This window comes from Halomonas sp. A3H3 (genome assembly GCF_000982975.1).
GTDB classification, from domain to species: domain Bacteria; phylum Pseudomonadota; class Gammaproteobacteria; order Pseudomonadales; family Halomonadaceae; genus Vreelandella; species Vreelandella titanicae.
This window is the reverse complement of the sequence record NZ_HG423343.1, coordinates 2,421,106-2,439,597: the sequence shown is the minus strand read 5'-3', so window position 1 is coordinate 2,439,597 and position 18,492 is coordinate 2,421,106. Positions and strand designations below refer to the sequence as shown.

The window sequence follows — 18,492 nt, the reverse complement described above, 5'->3', positions numbered from 1 at the left end:
CGGTTTACGCATCGACGGCTAAACGAGCTTCGGCGCAGAAACGGCGTAAATTGTCATGCCCTAAACAGGCGTAGGTAAGTGGATGCGCAACCGCAGGATCCTGCTCCGCCTCAACTACCATCCAGCCTGAATAACCACTCTCCCGAAGTCCTTCGAATAACGTGGTGTAGTCGATATAGCCATCCCCCGGAACAGTGAACATGCCGTTCAGTACTCCGTCGAGAAAACTGAGATCCCGATTGCGTACGTCCGCCAGTACGTCTTTGCGGATATCTTTGCAGTGCACATGATTGATGCGATCCGCGTACTTTTTCTGCAATAACACTGGATCGCCGCCCGCCGCCACTAGGTGTCCGGTATCCAGCAGCAGCCCAACCGAGGGAGAGGCTTCGGCCATCAGCCGATCAATCTCATCAGGCGTTTCAATCACTGTGCCCAAGTGGTAGTGGTAGGCGATTTGCACCCCCTGCTCCAGGCAGTAATCAGCAACCTGATTAAGTCGTGGTATAAATGTCTTCCAACCCTCCTCACTCATGCGCGGCGAGTGCGAAAGAGGCGTGTCGCGCTCGCCGTGCACGCAGTGGGTCACTTCACAGAACACCATGACGTTGGCGCCCAGCGATTTGAGCAGGTGCAGGTGCGGCTTGATTGCTTCAATCTCGTCTTCGGCACTGCGGGTCAATAATTCGCTGCTGTACCAGCCTGAGACTAACGAGAGGCCGTGCTTCTCAAGAATGGGCCCAAGCTTTTCTGGCACCCGGGGGAACTTATGGCCTAGCTCGAAGCCCGAAAAACCTGCCTGCTTACCTTCGGCAAGGCAGGTACCCAACGGTGTATCACCGCCTAATGCGGGCATATCATCGTTAGTCCAGGTAAGTGGGTTAATACCGAGTCTTACGCTCATGGCGGTCTCCGTTACTGTTGTTATTCACATTTAGAATGCGTCGTTATTAAAAGTGGGTCGTTCTTCCAAATAAGCAGAGGGCAGCGCCTTAAAGATTCTGGAATTGGCGCGCTTTGTACGCCTCATAGCGTTCGCGGGCCGTATTCACTTCGGCGCGTTCGGAAACCTCTGGCACCGCCACGTCCCACCAGGCACCACCATCTTGGGTATCGGTCGAGCCATCGGTATCGATAGCAATCACGTAACTACGGTCAGCGGCCTTGGCACGCTCAAGCGCTTGTTCTAATTCCTGAATATTGCCGACCTGCTCGCTGAGTGCACCCAATGCGGCCGCATGCGCTGCGAAGTCGGTCTTGGGGGCACCTTCATCAACGCTCAAGCAGTCCTCCAGCATGTTGTTAAAGCCGGGCCCGCCGCAGAACTGCTGCAGGCGGTGGATGCATCCATAGCCACGGTTATCGAGAACTACAGCGACGATCTTGTGACCCAACATGACCGAGGTGGCAATTTCTGAATTGAGCATCAGGTAAGAGCCATCGCCCACCATCACAAACACTTCAGAGTCGGGCTTGGCCATCTTTACGCCGACACCACCGGCTAACTCGTAACCCATGCAGGAGTAGCCGTACTCCATGTGATAGCCGCGATCAAACCGCGTACGCCAGAGTTTTTGCAGCTCACCCGGGAGGCCACCTGCCGCACACACCACAATGTCTCGCTCTCCCGCCGCGCGGTTAACTGCACCAACCACTTCTGCGTCGCAGGGCAGGTTGTTGCCGCGGTCGGCGGTCACCTTATCGACGGTCTGGTTCCAATCAGTGCGAAGTCCAGCGGCTTGCTCAACCCAGCTCTCCTCTGGCTGCCAACCCTCGAGCTCAGTGATCAGCTCCTCAAGGGTCAGCTTGGCATCGCCTACCAGCGCCTGCCCCTTGTGCTTAACCGCATCGAAAGAGGCCACATTGATGCTCAGCAGCTTGGCATTCGGGTTGATCATGGCGCGCGAGCCAGAGGCGAAATCCCCCAGCCGGGTACCGACGGCAATAATCAGATCCGCCTCGGCCGCCAAGGCGTTGGCAGCCGCGCCGCCGGTGACACCAATCGTGCCTACATTCTGGGTGTGATCCCACGGTAGTGCCCCTTTGCCCGCCTGGGTCTCTCCTACAGGCAGCTGGTAGCGAGAAACCCAGGCATCCAGGGCGGTTATAGCCCCTGAGTAGTGCACGCCGCCCCCTGCCACCACCAGCGGCTTTTTAGCCTGGCGGATAAGCTGAACCGCACTCTCCAACTCATGGCGATCTGCTGACTGGCGACGCTGCCGGTGCACCTTCTCGGCAAAGAAGTGCTCGGGATAATCAAAGGCGAACGTTTGGATATCCTGAGGCAACGCTAGCGTGACCGGCCCACACTCAACCGGATCCGTTAGCACCCGCACCGCCTGGGGCAACGAGGTGAGCAGTTGCTCGGGCCGCGTAATGCGGTCAAAAAATCGGCTGACCGGTTTGAAGCAATCATTAGAGGTCAGTGTGTGATCGTGGAAGTTTTCCACCTGCTGCAGAACCGGGTCAGGCATGCGCGTGGCAAACGTATCCCCAGGCAGGAATAGCACAGGCAGGCGGTTCACATGCGCTACTGCGGCAGCCGTCACCATGTTCGTAGCACCCGGGCCCGCCGAGGCGGTGCAGGCCATTACCTGCTGACGATTGAGTGTTTTGGTATAAGCAATGGCAGCATGGGCCATGCCCTGCTCATTGTGCGCGCGATAGGTGGGTAGATGCTCGCGCGTCTGATACAGCGCCTCGCCCAGCCCGGCGACATTGCCGTGACCAAAAATGGCCCAAACACCAGGAAAGAGCGGTTTAATCTCGCCTTCAATGTCTACTTTCTGGGCCAGCATGTAGCGCACGACCGCTTGCGCCATGGTGAGTCGAATCGTGTTCATAGCCTTGTCACTCTTGTCATAAACTGGAATGCACTTGTCATAAAATGGACGCTAGGCTGCGCGCTGGCGCTTCTGCCAAGCATCAACCAGGGTCATATAATTGGCCAACACCGCTTCAATCAGCTGTTCATCGTCATAATCGCCACGTAGCCAGCGGCGGCTTGGCTCACCAAAGATGGTGCGACCGACGGCAAAGCCTTTACACACATCGACGCCAGCACTATCCATTAACCCTTCTTTAAGCTCCTCCAACGGCGCATCTAAACCCAACATCACAACACCGCGGCAGTGAGGCGCACGGGCTTTGAGTAACGTGCCAATACGCTGCCAGCCGTCTGGAGTTTGCGGCGGGAGTTTCCACCAATCGGGCTGCACGCCCAGATTGTAAAAACGCTGCATCGCATTGATGAACATATCGTCATCGGCAGCCAGGTCTCGCGGCGGGATAATTTCCAGCAATAATTCATTGCCCGACTCGGCACAGGCGCGATAAAGCTCTATCACTTGTCTTTCCTGGGCTTGCCGCAGGGTCACTTGATCTTCTGGGTGGTAGAAAACGAGGCACTTGACAATATGTTCCTTCGGCCATTGCTGAAGGCGTGAGCCAATACTGCGCCCCCCTTCCAGTTCGATGGGCCGGGAGCTAGGCAGCTCCACCGGCCGGGCGATCCACCAGCCTCGCCCGGTGACATCGTTAAGCGCATCCTGACCATAGGTATCGTCAATCAATACCCCCACACGGCTATTGCCCAATTGCTCACTACCGCGCTCTGTCGCTTTCACAAGCAGTTGCTTCAGGTAGGGAATCCTCGCGACATCGGCCCCTTCTTCTCGGGCCATATCAAAGAGCTGTTTGCGGTGATCAAACGCCATAATGCAGAGATCATCCCACTGCTGTGGATTGCGTTGAGTGGTCACGCGGTGCAGGTAATTAAGCCGGGTATCCAGATCTGGACGGGCAATGGACTCAGCTCTGGAGAGGTAATCGTCAAGCTCTTCGGCACTAGGAATCGCCGGCGCGCAGCCGTGGCGGGAGACCACAAGAGCACCACAAGCATTGGCATACGCGCAGCTGCGTTCGTGAGGTTCATTACGCAGCCAGCCTCGCAAGAAGCCGCTCATAAAGGCGTCGCCTGCCCCCAATACATTAAGCACATCGACGCGCACCCCGGTATGCACCACGAAATCTTCTTCACTACCGGGGATATCACCGTCGAGCACCGTACAGCCCTGAGCCCCCAGCTTGAGCACGATGGTGGCATCCGTTAGTTCGCGAATACGCTTCAGTGCGGTAAGGGTATCGGTGCTACTTCCGGCGATATGCACTTCTTCTTCGGTGCCTACTACCAGATCAAGGTCGGGCAGAATCGTCTGTAGATGGCGGCTAACGCCTTCATCGGAAACGAACCGGGTTTCACCATCACCCAGCGTGGTTAATCCCCACAGCACCGGGCGATAGTCGATATCCAGAATGACTTTGGTGCCTGCGGCTTTGGCGTATTCAATCGCTGTTTTACTGGTTTTGTAGGTCTGTTCTGTAGAAAAGTGAGTGCCAGTAATCAGCAGCGCGTTGCTAGAGGCGATAAATTCGGGCTCGAAGTCACCACTGTCGACGGCCATATCGGCACAGTCATTGCGATAGAAGATCAGCGGAAACGTATCGCGATCTTTAATGCCGAGCACCACCATTCCCGTTAGCCGCTCTTTATCCGTGGCCACGTGGCTGGTATCAACGCCAGCACGGGCCAGCTCTTCGCGTACGAAGCGGCCCATATGTTCATCACCCACGCGGGTCAGCATCGCTGTTTTCAGCCCCATGCGAGCCGTTCCATAGGCGATATTGCCCGAAGAGCCCCCCAGGTACTTGGCAAAGCTGCTCATATCCTCCAAACGGCTACCCACTTGGTTGCCGTATAAGTCAACAGCCGCTCGACCGAGGCAGATTAGATCCAGTGTCTTGGTCTTATTCATGGCATCACATCCTACGTGTAGCCAGTCCCTAACCCAGCGTCACTTGTAAAGAGAAGCAGCGTTGCCGTGGATTTTCAGGAATAGGCATTGTTATTAGCGTGTGTTCGACTCAATATAGAATTTATATTCCAAATAATCAATATTTGAAACGTGCAATCCGTAATGCTTTGGTTGTACATTCGATAAAATATGACGTCTTAAAAAAAATGGCTCCGTGCAGAGCAGCGGAGCCGTGTATGAGGAGTTTGAACCGTTAGGCGTAGAACGCCGGTCGCTCTGGCATCTCAATTTGTTCGATACCGCCGCTTTCCTGTGCTTGCACACACACATCGCCCGCGATGGCGGCCGCATAGCCGTCCCAGGATGAGGGCCCCTTCAATTCACCAGTGGCTACGCCATCAATGAAGGCTTGCAGCTCGACATCAAATGCCTCACCGAAACGTTTTTTCCAATCCATGAGAATCTCATTGGAGCGCTGGCCAGCCTGGCGAAGCTGCAGTGATTGAGGTTCTGGCAGTCGGGCAATACCCTCTTCACCCACAACGTCACATTGAATGTCATAACCGTACTTGCAGTTCACAAACACTTCGACGTCAATTCGCACGCCTTTGACGGTCTCAAGCAGCACGATCTGAGGGTCTTCAACCTTGCTGTGAGCATGGCGCGTCTTGCGGGGAAAGAGTACCTGAGCACTTTTGTAATCGTCGTCCAGCAGCCAGCGGAACGTATCCAATTCATGAATCAGCGTGTCGTGAATCGCCATGGGCGTAACGTAACGCTCAGGTACTTCCGGGTTGCGGTGAGCCGCATGTACGATCAGTGGCTCACCCAGTCGGTTACCATCGATCGCCGCTTTCATCATCTGATAGCCGCTGTCGTAGCGGCGCATAAACCCGACCTGAACAAGTCGCTTATTGGCCTTTATTTCCGCATCAATGATATGTCGACAGCCCTCAGCGGTGGTCGCCAAAGGTTTCTCGCAAAAGACCGGCTTACCGGCTTTAATAGCGGCCAACACATACTCTTCGTGGGTAGGGCCCCATGAAGTAACCATCACCGCATCAACATTTTCGGCGCTAATCAGCGCCTGACCATCTTCATAAACCTGCGCCTCGACGCCCAACCGTTCCACCACTGCTCTGGCCTGATCAAGGTTAACGTCAGTGACCGCGACAATCTGGCCGCCGGTCAACTGTTGGGTAATACGACGGGCATGTTCTTCACCGATCATGCCGGTGCCGATAATTCCTATTTTGACAGTCATGGTAGTATCCTTAGCTATAAGTAATGGGACGATGTGAATTAGCAATCACTGATCAATAAAATCTTTGTAGTTATCGGGAGTCACAAGCTGAAAGGGAAGCCAAACATAAGAGTCAACGTGCCCTCCTTGAATCAGGCTAACGGCTGTTTTAACCGACTCTCTGCCCTGACCTTTCGCATCCTGGAAGACAGTGACATCAAGATTCCCATTCTCCATTTCCATCAATGCATCGCCCGAAGCATCGATTCCACCGATAATCATGTTCTGAGGGTCTAAGCCCGCTTGGTGCATCGCCCGAATGGCACCAATTGCCATCTCGTCATTATTGGCGGCGATAGCATCGATCTGCCTGCCATCAACAATCCAGTTGTTCATTAGGTCGATTGCATCGTTGCGCATAAAGTGCGCTGGCTGCTTGGCAACAATATGCATGTCGGGATGCTGCCCGACGAAGTCCTCAACACCCTTGGTTCTTAACACGGTAGCGTTAATACCGAGTTCCCCCACCATAATGGCCACATTGCCTTCGTAGTTGAGTAGCCGAGCGATCTCTTCAATCTGGAGACGACCGGAGTCGTTCTCATCAGAGCCGACAAAGGCAACGCCTTCGGGAAGGTTGTCTATCTCGGGCTCTCGGTTCACAAACACCAAAGGAATATTGGCTTCCTGCGCCAGACTGATCATGCGTGGCGTCGCTGCCGTATCAACAGCACTGACGATCATCGCATCCAGGTCGGCGCTAATAAAATTTTGGATATGATTAAGCTGGCGACCAATATCTCCTTGGGCATCCTCGAACTGAAGCGTCACATCCGAATAAGTAGCCGCCTGCTCTTCCATGGCGTTGCGAACATTGGTTAAAAACAAATGATTACCAAAGGCCTGGGTTACGCCAATCGTCATATCCGCCATGGCTATGGGAGTGATTAAGGCCGACACGATGCAAGCAAGCGTTATGCGGTTCATAGCATGGTTTCCTTGTTGTTATTTTTAGTCGGATAGGCAGGAGTGCCACCCTGCCCAACCGACAAACCTCATTTCCAGTATTTGTCGACGTAGCGCTGAATCTCACCACGCATAAAACGATTGGAGGCTTCAGCTCGCTCTTCCCAACCGAATACACAGCTGGAGAGCACACCATCAAAGCCAATTTCATGCAGGGTTTTGAAGAAAACGTCCCAGTCTATTTCTCCCTCCCCCATATCCAGGTGCTGATGGACTCGGGCAGTAGAACCAGGGGGGTTAACGATATAGCGCAACTCCGAAGAAGCTTTGTGGTTAAACGTATCAGCGACACGGGCGTGAACTAACTCACCCTTGGTGGCACGGATGGTGGTCGCCAAGTCGTCACCGTAAAAAAAGCTATGGGGGGCAATATAGGAGCTTTTAATAGCAGGTGAGTTAATGGTTTTAATGATTTCCACCGCCGGCTCCATTGTCTCAATCCAGTCTTCAGGATGAGGCTCAATGCTCAGCGTTAATCCTTCGCGCTCAAGAATGGGTACCAATACATCCATCGAGCGCCAAAAGGCGTTTTCGCACGCTTCCGGAGTATGGAGCCCTGCTCGGTCTGCCTGAGAACGCTCCACTGAACCGCCGCGCCCGAATTCGGAAATCAGCAGTGGATTATCAAGCTCTACCGCCACTTCGATAATTCTTTTCCAGTTATCCATGGCCATTTCCCATTCATCGCGATAGGGGCTAGACCATCGATACATCGGCTGCATGGTGGCAAGGCCAACATCATGCTCTTTCATGGCTTTTTTAAATGACCTGATAGCATCAGGATAAGTACGTGGCCGGGTCCACCACACCATGAAATCAGGGCGGGGAGACAGTTCTATATAGTCGTAACCAAGCTCTTTAGTGAGCCGACAAATTTCTGGCAGTGAGAGGTGCCGGTGCATGTGCGGATCGAGGGCGATTTTCATTAAATTCTCCTTGTCTTTATTATTGCGCTTGCAGCACGATAACAGAGCCAGCGCTAGCCCAGTTGATGCTGAATAAATGCCATACTGTCTCGCAGTGCTGCCACTGGATCTTTCTGTTGATGTACCGATGCGGCAAAAGGCTCAAAAGAGACATACCCGTTGTAGCCACTGCTTAACAAACGCTTAAGTTGTCCTACGTTATCGAGACGATCTTGAGTGCTTACTAGCACGCGATGCTCATCTAACATGCCTTCAAAGGTGACATCGGGATCTTCAAGTCCAGAGATATGTACCAACCCTGTCATATCAGCAAAAACATCAGACTCACTGGCGCCTTGATGATGGAAAGTGTCGTGTACTAGTGAAAAACGCGATGACAGGTTAAGTGCATGGATGACCTCTACCGCTTCGCCTTTAGCCCGCAACGAGGAGATGGGGAATCCAAGGGGCTCAACAAACCCCTGTAGGTCGTAACGACCCAATACTTTATCCAACGCCGTTAGCGCTTGCTCCAGGCCAGCCTTACGCTCTTCGGCACTGGCTCGGTTCTCGGCGTCTACTAGCGGGCAGAGTACAAGCCCTCGCCCACCCGCCGCATGAACCCATTGAGCCAGCGTTTCTGCCTGCCTCTCCCGCTCTTCATTCCAAATATTGAAGGGGTAAAGCGCGTTAATGCTCAAAACCTCAATGCCTAATTCTCGTGCTCGCTGACCAGCACTGCTTGCAGTATCAAGATCAACGATACTGTTGCCACCCACGTCGTTGCGCAATTCTACTGCACCTACGCCCATTTCAGCGGCGGCTTCGATAAGCTGCTGAGGCGTCCAGCGCGGGTTAACCATATGATTCAGCGCGAATTTAATAGAGTGTTGCGCCATGAAAATCTCCAATAGAATGGCTTGGTTGTTTTTCTGAAATAGGACAAAAACGAGCTCAGCTGTTGGGCTAGCCAAGCAATGATGACCAACGTTAAAATGAGGATAGAGCATACATTCCAAACAGGCAACATACAGAATATTCGATTCTTTTATTGCTTGGCATCAACTCAAGGCGTTAGTAATGAAATCAATAATTTATTGTTTTTATTACGCTAATGCTAAGCGACACATTCGACCAAAGCAGTACCGTTAAGCTCAAAAAATTCTCTCATATGAATTTGTGATGATTTACTTGGTGCTATCGAAAAGCATTTATAGAATTTATATTCCCATTTAACTACGCTATGAATCACTTATACGATGACAACATTAAATGTGACTAGCAGGCGCCCTATGAGCCAAGTACCACAAAGTTTTACAACACTAGAAGAGCGGATCACCGCTGATTACCCCACTCTAAGCCGTCGTTTGCAGCAAACAGCACGGTTTCTATTGGATCATCCTCAAGAAGTGGCCTTTGCGACCGTTGCTCAGCTAGCCCAACAAGCGGGCGTCACGCCCTCAACCCTCATTCGCTTCTCTAATAGCTTTGGGTTTTCAGGCTTCTCAGAGATGCAGCAGCTTTTTCGTGCCCGTCTGTTTGATGAATTACCCAATTACAACGAACGCATCCGTGCAGTACGCACAGCCACAGGTGAAACACCGGACAGCACGCAACTGTTATGGGAATTTGCCAGTGCCAACCAAGAAGCACTTCAACAGCTTCCTGATCGGATTAATCCGGATCACTTGGAGAGCGCGTTGGATATTTTTGAAAAGGCTAACGCCGTTCATGTAATGGGCGCACGCCGCAGCTTTGTGGTCGCTAGCTACATGACCTATGCCCTTCACCATATAGAGAAACCCGCCTTTCTTATGAACGGCCTTGGCGGTATGTACAGCGAGCAGGTAAAAGCGGTGGGTACTCATGACGCGCTACTGGTTATCAGTTTCGCCCCTTACGCTCAAGAATCCCGCGATGTCGCGGAGGAGGCTCACCGAAGAGGCATCCCACTGGTGGTTTTGACAGACTCAAGTCTCAGCCCACTAGTGCGCTTGTCTGACGTAGCACTGATAGTGCACGAAGCGGAAGTAAAGAGTTTTCGAGGACTGACCGCTTCGCTTTGTCTTACTCAGACACTTGCTATTTCACTCGGCGTTCGCCAGGACAAAGCGTTGGATCTGCAAAAAAGCCGCAATCAACCTGACCAGCCTTAATCGCTGCTGCTATCGATACCGATCACTCCCCTCTCTCCCACTTGAAGAGTGCCTGCTTAGCCAGATGCAGCAGGCCTATCAGCCCTCCTTGAAGCCCTCCCTTCCTTGGCTTTTGCACCACGGCTACACAGCGGAAATATTTAGCTTTTCTAGAAATCGACCACTCTCCTGGCGAAAGAAACAAATATTCCATTTATACCAAAGTATGGAATTAAAATTTTGCTTTTGGCGCAAATAGAATCTAAATTCCATACATAGGATATGCGCACTCTTAATTGCCGCATCCGAAATGGTGATCAAAACCACAAGAATAATACTCAGGAGAATACCTATGAAACGCCTTCTACTTGGCGCCGCTCTCGCAGCCACTTGCACCACTGCTATGGCTCAATCTATCGGCGTCTCCGTCGCCTGGTTCGATGACAATTTTCTAACCTCCATGCGACAAGCGATGGCATCGGAAGCCGAAGCACAGGGTTACGAGATTCAATTTTTAGATGCTCAAGGCGATATTGGCCGTCAACTTAGCCAAGTACAAAGCCTTGCCGCCCAAGGAGTGGATGCCATCATTATTAACCCCGTCGATACTGCAGCCACATCGCGTATGACTGGAGAAGCCGTACTGCAGAGCATTCCATTAGTGTATGTAAACCGTGAACCAGAAGGTAATGACTTAGATAACGACGGTGTCGTTTTTGTCGGTTCGGATCAGAAGGTGTCCGGAGAGATGCAGATGAGAGCGCTGGCCGAACAACTCAACGGAGAAGGTAACGTTGCCATCATGCTGGGAGAGCTTTCTTCAGGTGCCACTCACCAACGTACCGAAGGGGTCAAGGAAGTCGCAGCAGAGTACCCCGGCATCGAGATCATCGCCGAGCAACCCGCCGATTATCAGCGCACTAAAGCCATTGACCTGATGACCAACTGGGTAGTGGGTGGCCAAGAGATCAATGCCATTGCTGCCAATAATGACGAAATGGCCATTGGTGCCCTCAACGCCATGCGTCAATTGGGCATCAGCCCTGACGACATCATCGTCGGCGGCATCGATGCAACTCGCGATGCGATTGAGTCCATGCAAAGCGGCGAACTGGCCGTCACCGTCTTCCAGGATCCGGTCGGCCAGGGCGGCGGTGCGGTGAAGGCAGCCATTGATCTAGCCGAAGGCAATGAGGTCGAGAAAACCACCATGGTGCCTTTCCAACTGGTTACCCCCGAAACGCTTGAAGAATTTCTTGCCAATCAATAAGGCGTTCGGCTCGCCTAACGGCGAGCCAGCCTTGATGTTTCAGGAGAAACCAGCATGGCGTCAATGACCGCAGAAGACCTGACTCCCGATACCGCCGAATTCATTCTTGAAGTAGCCGATGTCCGCAAGGCATTTCCCGGGGTAGTAGCACTGGATAACGTTCAGCTGAAAGTTCGTCCGGGTACCGTTCATGCCCTAATGGGTGAAAATGGCGCAGGCAAGTCGACCCTGATGAAGATCATCGCCGGCGTCTATATTCCCGACCAAGGCGAAGTTCGCTTAAAGGGCCAGCCGTTGGCACTACAGGGCCCGTTGGACGCACTGGAAGCCGGGATTGCCATGATCCATCAGGAACTTAACCTGATGCCATTTATGACCATCGCCGAAAACATTTGGATTCGTCGTGAGCCGATCAATGCGTTTGGCATGATTAACCACGACAAAATGAACCAGATGACCGAGGCACTTTTTGATCGCCTTGGCATCGACATGGATCCAGAAATGGAGGTGCGAAAGCTCACCGTCGCTGGCCGTCAGATGATTGAGATTGCTAAGGCAGTCTCCTTCGATTCCGAAGTGTTGATCATGGACGAGCCTACCTCGTCTCTTGCCGACAGGGAGGTGGAACACCTGTTCCGGATTATTAACGACCTGCGCGCCCAGGGCAAAGGCATCATTTACATCACTCACAAGATGGATGAGGTGTTCGAGATTGCCGATGATATTTCGATTTTTCGTGATGGCCAGTTTATCCACTCCGCTGCGGCGAGCGACATAACATCTAATGAAATTATTAAGCTGATGGTCGGACGTGAAGTCACTCAAATGTTTCCCAAAGAAGAGGTGCCGATCAGCGATGTAGTGCTATCGGTAGAAAACCTTTGCTTAGAAGGTGTATTTGAGAATATTAGCTTTGAGGTGCGTGCAGGCGAAATTCTCGGCTTCGCAGGACTGGTGGGATCAGGTCGCACTAATATCGCCGAAACGCTATTTGGAGTAACGCCTCCCACATCGGGCAGCATTTCCATTGATGGCAAAAAAGAAATTATCAGTTCCCCCCATCAGGCCATGCTTCGCGGACTAGCGCTACTTACCGAGGATCGCAAGGAAACCGGCTTATTCCTCGGCCTTTCGGTCATCGAAAACATGGAACTGGCGGTGCTGCGTGATGGCTATACCCGAGCCACCTTCGTTGAACAGAATCGCCTCGACCATGAGTGTGATTCGATGAAGGAGCGCTTGCAAGTCAAAACCCCTTCTATGGAAGAGCGTATCGGCAATCTCTCTGGAGGCAACCAGCAGAAAGTACTGATTGGCCGCTGGCTTTTGACTAAGCCACGTATCCTCATTCTCGATGAACCTACTCGTGGTATCGACGTAGGAGCCAAGGCTGAAATTCACAAGCTGATCACCGAACTGGTCAAGCAAGGCGTAGCAGTCATCATGATCTCTTCCGAACTGCCGGAGGTGCTGGGTATGAGTGACCGAATCATGGTGATGCATCAAGGCAGAGTGACTGGGTTTCTGAATCGAAGTGAAGCTAATCAAGTCAACATCATGGAGCTTGCCTCATCACCGGTGGAAATGCCGGTTATCGAGGACTGACCTTCCCGGGTACGGGCATTAATGAGGTAGAAAACAATGAACAATACAGTTGAAACCACCGATCAACTGGAGGTGGTCAAGAAGCGTAAAAAGAAGATTCCTACCGAGGTGAGCATCTTCTTAGTGTTGGTCGGCATTGCTCTTCTTTTCGAGGTTCTGGGTTGGATCGTGCGCGGTGACTCCTTCTTAATGAATCCGCAACGCTTACTAATCATGATCCTACAGATGTCGATTATCGGCATCATCGCCATCGGTGTTACCCAAGTGATTATCACCGGTGGCATCGACCTCTCATCGGGGTCAGTACTCGCCCTAACGGCGATGGTAACCGCAAGTTTTGCTCAACAGTCAGACTATCTCCGTGCTGTCTACCCGGCACTCACCGACCTTCCGTGGGTATTACCTTTATTGGCCGGGCTCTTGATCGGTGCCTTAGCAGGCTTGATCAATGGCGCCTTAATAGCTTTTGCCATGATTCCCCCCTTCATCGCCACCTTGGGCATGATGGTGAGCGCTCGTGGCGTGGCTCGCGCTTATACCGATGGCCAGCCGGTGAGCATGCTTACCGATCAATTCACCTGGATTGGCTCAGGGGCCAACCCTGTGATCATCTTCCTGGCAGTGGCAGTGCTCTTCCATATCGCGCTGAAGTATACCCGCTATGGCAAATACACTTACGCCATTGGCGCCAACCCCCAGGCGGCTCGCGTCTCTGGCATCAATGTTCGTCGGCACCTCATTATGGTCTATGCCATTGCTGGCCTTCTGGCGGGCTTGGCCGGTGTTGTGGCATCTGCTCGTGCAGGTACAGGCCAAGCGGGTATGGGCCTGATGTACGAGCTAGATGCCATTGCCGCAGCCGTGATCGGAGGGACGAGTTTAGCGGGTGGTGTCGGGCGCATTGCTGGCACGGTGATAGGTGCACTGATTCTTGGGGTAATGCTCAGTGGCTTCACCTTTTTGGGAGTCGACGCTTACTACCAGGACATCGTCAAGGGCGCCATCATCATTGCAGCCGTGGTCATCGACCAATATCGCCAACGTCGTCGTCTAAAAACCGCCTGAGAGCAGCCTACCATTGCATTTAAGGGGTATCAAAGATGCCCCATCTCATCCTTGCATCAGCGTTATTCAAGAACTTCAGCACATTATTAATGGTAAACATGAAATACAACAACCATAAAAAGGAAGACTTAACATGCCAGTAGCCCAATATAAAAAACTCTTGCTAATAGCGGCTATCTCAATGGGAATGGCCACATCGACGATGGCAGCTGTAACTTATGAAGATGAGCGAGGCTCGCTAAGTTTTGGGGGCGATGTAGAGCTAGATATTAATGCCTATAACGAGCATGAAGGGGGTGTTTCTCTTTTTCGAAGCCAATCAGGTGAGCCCCTCGATCGCGATGATCGCTTCAATCAAGATGGGCGGATACTGTTAGATATTAACGGTGAGCGCCATCACCAAGGGAACTTTGCGCGGTTTAAGTTGCAGCCGCTTTGGGGTACCAGTGGCAATGCTGGTTTGGATGATGCTTGGCTGGCGGTTGGTAGTGAGCGAGGAACCGAGATTAAAGTGGGTCGCTTCGAAGCCTTTGATTTATTCCCGCTGGGGCATGATATTTTTATTCAGTACAGCGGAACGACGTCGGATAGCCTCTATAGTGACGGTCAGAGCTATGTCTATCAGGCCCGTGAAGGGCGAGGGCGTGGTGATTCAGGGCAAATTGCGCTCAGTCACCGTTTTGGTAATGACTTCTATGCTGAGGTCGCCACACTGATGGGCGATCGTTCGGGGCTTTTTGATGGCGATACGTACCATGGCTACCGCATTGATGATGATACTAAAAGCGCCGCTATCGTTCGCCCGGTAATCGCTTGGCAGCCTGGCGACTGGTCATTTGCGCTGGGTATGGAGACCAATGTGGTCAGCGACTCGGTAGTTGACGAGCGGGGAGCAGATATTGGCGACCGTACGGGTTACGGCGCCACAGCCTCTTACAATGGAGGTGATTTAATTGTCAATTTCAGTTTGGCTCACCTAGAGGCTCACGAAGAGAGCAATAGTTCCATTGGGGTAAATACCATCTGGAACAATATTGGTCTGGGATATATTTATGCACGCAACCAGATTGATGAAGTGAATCCCAACATCGACGTCGCCCAAGATATGTTAACCCCCGAAGGGCGCAATGAGTCGAATACGGTTTACACATCGTACCGATTTGCCAATGTGCTGGGGTTGAATGACTTTGATACTTATATCGGGGCTTACTACAGCTACGTTGACCATGAGAATGATATGAATAGCAGCGATACTGATCGCTACGGTGCCCGAATCCGCTTGAAATACTTCTTCTAACCGGTTCGAACGTTCGCTCTGTTTTGATCTTCGCGCCCAGCTATTGGGCGCTTTTTACTTTTTACCCTGATGACTGAATGGCTAATGATTTACCTCACCATATAAAAATAAAAATAAAAATTCTAATTCTCGACATCTATGGAATTTTAATTCCATAGATACTAAACTCTTGAGTATTGTCACTAAGACCCGCGCCGGATGCTTTTGAGCAGTGTCATTCCGGCAACATCATCCGCAGTGGATTACCCTAAAAGAGGAGTGCAGGCATGTCATCGCTACTCGTTCGCCCCACCCCCCCTGATGAGCAGGGCACTATCATCGAGGTTACCCCGGCCTCCGCTGGCTGGAAGCACGTTGGCTTTCGGATGCATAAACTTGCCAAGGGCCAACGCCTGGAGGCCAGCAGTGATGACCAAGAAGTCTGCCTGGTGCTGCTTACCGGGCGCGCCACGGTAACCTGCGGCGAGCACCGCTTTGAAGATATCGGCCAGCGCATGGATATCTTTGAACAGATCCCGCCCTATGCGGTTTACCTGCCTGACCATGTTAGCTACGCGGTAGAAGCGACCACAGACTTAGAGCTAGCGGTGTGCGCCGCCCCTGGGCATGGCAACCATGCCCCACGGCTCATCACGCCTGACAACATCAAGCAGAGCACCCGTGGTCAGGGCACCAATACCCGCCATGTGCACGACATCCTGCCGGAAACCGAGCCCGCCGATAGCCTATTAGTAGTCGAAGTATTCACACCTGCGGGTAACTGGTCGAGCTACCCGCCCCACAAACACGATGTGGATAACTTACCCCACGAGTCGCTGCTGGAAGAGACTTACTACCACCGTATCAACCCTGCCCAAGGGTTCGCCTTCCAGCGCGTTTACACCGATGACCGCAGCCTTGATGAAACCATGGCGGTGGAGAACGGTTGCTGTGTGTTGGTGCCCAAAGGCTACCACCCAGTGGGCGCGGCTCATGGCTACTCGCTCTACTACTTAAATGTGATGGCGGGGCCCAAGCGGGCGTGGCAATTCCATAACGACCCCGACCACGAGTGGCTAATGAACGCGTAATAGATCGACAATTTGCCCGCTAACGTTTATCTAATGCTATGCTATCTTGCCCCGCTTCTGCGGGGCTTTTTATTGACCACTGACACCCGAGAACTGATAACCAAGAGAGGCGTATGCTCCCCGACTACTCCGTGATCGCCTGGCTGCTGATCCTGTTTTCCGTTTACCTGACCGGCGTTTCCAAAGGCGGTTTTGCGGGTGGGTTCGGCACGCTGTCGGTTCCTCTCATGGCGCTGGCAATTAGTCCCACCCAGGCAGCCGGCCTGTTGCTGCCGCTGCTACTGGTGATGGACGTGTTTGCGGTTAAGGCGTGGTGGGGCAAGCAGGACGCCACGGAGGTCTGGCGCTTTGTACCGGGCTTATTCATTGGCGTGGCAGTGGGAACGCTGCTGTTCGACAGCCTGAGCGAACAGGGCTTACGCCTGACTCTCGGCGTTATCACCCTGCTGTTCGCCGCTTACATGTTGCTCAAGCCCGTTGCCAAGAAACCTATTTCTTCACGCTGGGCGCTGCCCGCCGCCAGTGTCTGCGGCTTTACCAGCTTTATGGCCCATGCGGGCGCGCCGCCGCTAAATGTCTACCTGCTGCCGCGCAAACTCTCTAAAGAGACCTTTATTGCCACCTGCGCAGTCTCCTTTGCGGTGGTCAACGTGATCAAGTTAGCGCCTTATATGTGGCTTGGCGAAATCAACGTCACCAGCGCCTGGGCGTCGCTACTGCTGGTGCCCATCGCCTGGATCGGCGTGCGCAACGGCCTATGGCTGCAAAGCCGCGTCAACGAGACGCTGTTCTACCGACTGGTGATTTTTGCCATGTTTTTAGTCGGTTTTAATCTGATTTGGCAGGCGCTGAAATAGGATGGTATTCAGTACGGAGTGCAGCTCATTTTTCATACGATCATTCTTTGAGCGTTTAAGCTGTAAGACATCGCTTAAAATTTTGTAAGCGATCTCTTACAAACGTGTAAGAGATCCCTGTCACTTGCCTTCCAGGCCTTGCTCTCTGGCCCCGGCCCGCTACCCTGATCGTTTCTCATTTACTTGATCCAAGGAGCGGAGCGATGGCGGACAAAACGGGCCTGCAATTTACCCTGACCCTACCCGGGGCCGATGACACCGCCGTGGTGCGCTTTACCCATCACGAGGCGCTGTCGGAGCCGTTTGCGCTCTCGGTTGAGTTTGCCAGCCGTACCCACAACCTATCGCCCAGCGACTGCTTGGATCAAAACGCCACGCTGACCATCTGGCAGGACGGCGAGCCGCTCCGCCGCGTGCATGGCATTATAAGTGAGCTGCACCGCGGCGACAGGGGACACCGGCGCAGCTTTTATCGGGTGGAGATTCGTCCGGCACTGTGGCGGTTATCGCTGCGCCATAACTCGCGTATCTTTCAGGACGCCTCGCCGTTTGACGCCATCACGACGCTCGCTAACGAGCGCAGCCTCACCGATATCGGCTTTGCGACTACTCGCACGCCTCTGGATCGCGAGTTTTTGGTGCAGTACCGCGAGACCGATCTGGCCTTTATCGAGCGTTTAGCCGCCGAAGAGGGCTGCTTCTATTTCCATGAGTTCGAGAACGCCGAGGGCGGTAAACACTCGCTGGTGTTTGCCGACTCGACAGTGGTGTTGCCCAGCGTGGGCGAGCGTACCTACCACGGCCGCGCCGGCGGTACACCGCCCCGACGCCATGTGCGTAAGTTGCGTCAGGCCAACCGGGTGCGCCCCGCCTCGGCGATGCTCAAGGACTACACCTTTAAGAACCCGCCCTACGCCCAGATCCACGAGCACCTCGCGCCAGGATTGGGCGAGCATGCCCAGCGGGAGGATTACGAGCACTTTGACTACCCCGGCCGGTATAAGAAGGACGCCTCCGGCAAGCCCTTTACCCGCCACCGCTTAGAATCCTTGCGCGCCGACGCCACCACCGCCGAAGCCGAGAGTGACTTACCGGAGCTCGCCCCCGGTATCTGCTTTACCCTCACCGACCACGATATCGATAGCCTTAACCAAGCGTGGCAGGTGGTCTCAGTCGTGCACCACGGCGAGCAGCCCCAGGCCCTG

15 protein-coding genes are annotated in these 18,492 nt (G+C 53.2%); 8 read left to right on the top strand and 7 right to left on the bottom strand.

Annotation, left to right across the window (positions count from 1 at the left end):
- Positions 1–4: 4 nt before the first annotated feature.
- From iolE to HALA3H3_RS10790, 7 genes are all read right to left on the bottom strand, one after another.
- Entirely contained in the window at positions 5–904 is a 900-nt protein-coding gene (gene iolE, locus HALA3H3_RS10820; RefSeq protein ID WP_022521580.1) for a myo-inosose-2 dehydratase, read from the bottom strand.
- Between the two features lie 88 nt (positions 905–992).
- Positions 993–2,843, bottom strand: coding sequence for a 3D-(3,5/4)-trihydroxycyclohexane-1,2-dione acylhydrolase (decyclizing) (gene iolD / locus HALA3H3_RS10815; RefSeq protein WP_022521579.1), 1,851 nt, complete (start codon positions 2,841–2,843; stop codon positions 993–995).
- A gap of 51 nt (positions 2,844–2,894) precedes the next feature.
- A complete protein-coding gene (locus tag HALA3H3_RS10810) occupies positions 2,895–4,814 on the bottom strand; it encodes a bifunctional 5-dehydro-2-deoxygluconokinase/5-dehydro-2-deoxyphosphogluconate aldolase (protein ID WP_022521578.1) in 1,920 nt (639 codons plus the stop codon).
- Between the two features lie 253 nt (positions 4,815–5,067).
- Positions 5,068–6,078 (bottom strand): Gfo/Idh/MocA family protein, encoded by a 1,011-nt coding sequence (locus HALA3H3_RS10805; protein WP_022521577.1) that lies wholly within the window; start codon positions 6,076–6,078, stop codon positions 5,068–5,070.
- A gap of 45 nt (positions 6,079–6,123) precedes the next feature.
- Complete coding sequence (locus HALA3H3_RS10800) at positions 6,124–7,044, bottom strand: sugar ABC transporter substrate-binding protein (RefSeq protein WP_022521576.1); 921 nt, start codon at positions 7,042–7,044, stop codon at positions 6,124–6,126.
- A 68-nt stretch (positions 7,045–7,112) separates the two neighbouring features.
- Positions 7,113–8,009, bottom strand: a complete 897-nt coding sequence (locus HALA3H3_RS10795) for a sugar phosphate isomerase/epimerase family protein (protein ID WP_022521575.1) — start codon at positions 8,007–8,009, stop codon at positions 7,113–7,115.
- A gap of 53 nt (positions 8,010–8,062) precedes the next feature.
- Positions 8,063–8,887 (bottom strand): TIM barrel protein, encoded by an 825-nt coding sequence (locus HALA3H3_RS10790; protein WP_022521574.1) that lies wholly within the window; start codon positions 8,885–8,887, stop codon positions 8,063–8,065.
- Between the two features lie 393 nt (positions 8,888–9,280).
- On the opposite strand from HALA3H3_RS10790, the gene HALA3H3_RS10785 reads away from it, so the two are divergent.
- From HALA3H3_RS10785 to tssI, 8 genes are all read left to right on the top strand, one after another.
- Entirely contained in the window at positions 9,281–10,144 is an 864-nt protein-coding gene (locus HALA3H3_RS10785) for a MurR/RpiR family transcriptional regulator (RefSeq protein ID WP_022521573.1), read from the top strand.
- A gap of 331 nt (positions 10,145–10,475) precedes the next feature.
- Entirely contained in the window at positions 10,476–11,393 is a 918-nt protein-coding gene (locus tag HALA3H3_RS10780) for a sugar ABC transporter substrate-binding protein (protein ID WP_022521572.1), read from the top strand.
- A 54-nt stretch (positions 11,394–11,447) separates the two neighbouring features.
- Positions 11,448–12,998 (top strand): sugar ABC transporter ATP-binding protein, encoded by a 1,551-nt coding sequence (locus HALA3H3_RS10775; protein WP_022521571.1) that lies wholly within the window; start codon positions 11,448–11,450, stop codon positions 12,996–12,998.
- A gap of 36 nt (positions 12,999–13,034) precedes the next feature.
- Positions 13,035–14,063, top strand: a complete 1,029-nt coding sequence (locus HALA3H3_RS10770; RefSeq protein ID WP_022521570.1) for an ABC transporter permease — start codon at positions 13,035–13,037, stop codon at positions 14,061–14,063.
- Between the two features lie 133 nt (positions 14,064–14,196).
- Positions 14,197–15,360 carry a carbohydrate porin gene (locus HALA3H3_RS10765; RefSeq protein WP_022521569.1) on the top strand — a complete coding sequence of 388 codons (1,164 nt, stop codon included), beginning with the start codon at positions 14,197–14,199 and terminating at the stop codon, positions 15,358–15,360.
- Between the two features lie 266 nt (positions 15,361–15,626).
- Positions 15,627–16,430 (top strand): 5-deoxy-glucuronate isomerase, encoded by an 804-nt coding sequence (gene iolB, locus HALA3H3_RS10760; protein WP_022521568.1) that lies wholly within the window; start codon positions 15,627–15,629, stop codon positions 16,428–16,430.
- Positions 16,431–16,543: 113 nt separating this feature from the next.
- Positions 16,544–17,287 carry a sulfite exporter TauE/SafE family protein gene (locus HALA3H3_RS10755; protein WP_022521567.1) on the top strand — a complete coding sequence of 248 codons (744 nt, stop codon included), beginning with the start codon at positions 16,544–16,546 and terminating at the stop codon, positions 17,285–17,287.
- Positions 17,288–17,490: 203 nt separating this feature from the next.
- Positions 17,491–18,492, top strand: a 1,002-nt coding sequence (tssI, locus tag HALA3H3_RS10750) for a type VI secretion system tip protein TssI/VgrG (protein ID WP_144410454.1), incomplete at its 3' end; no start/stop codon positions are given.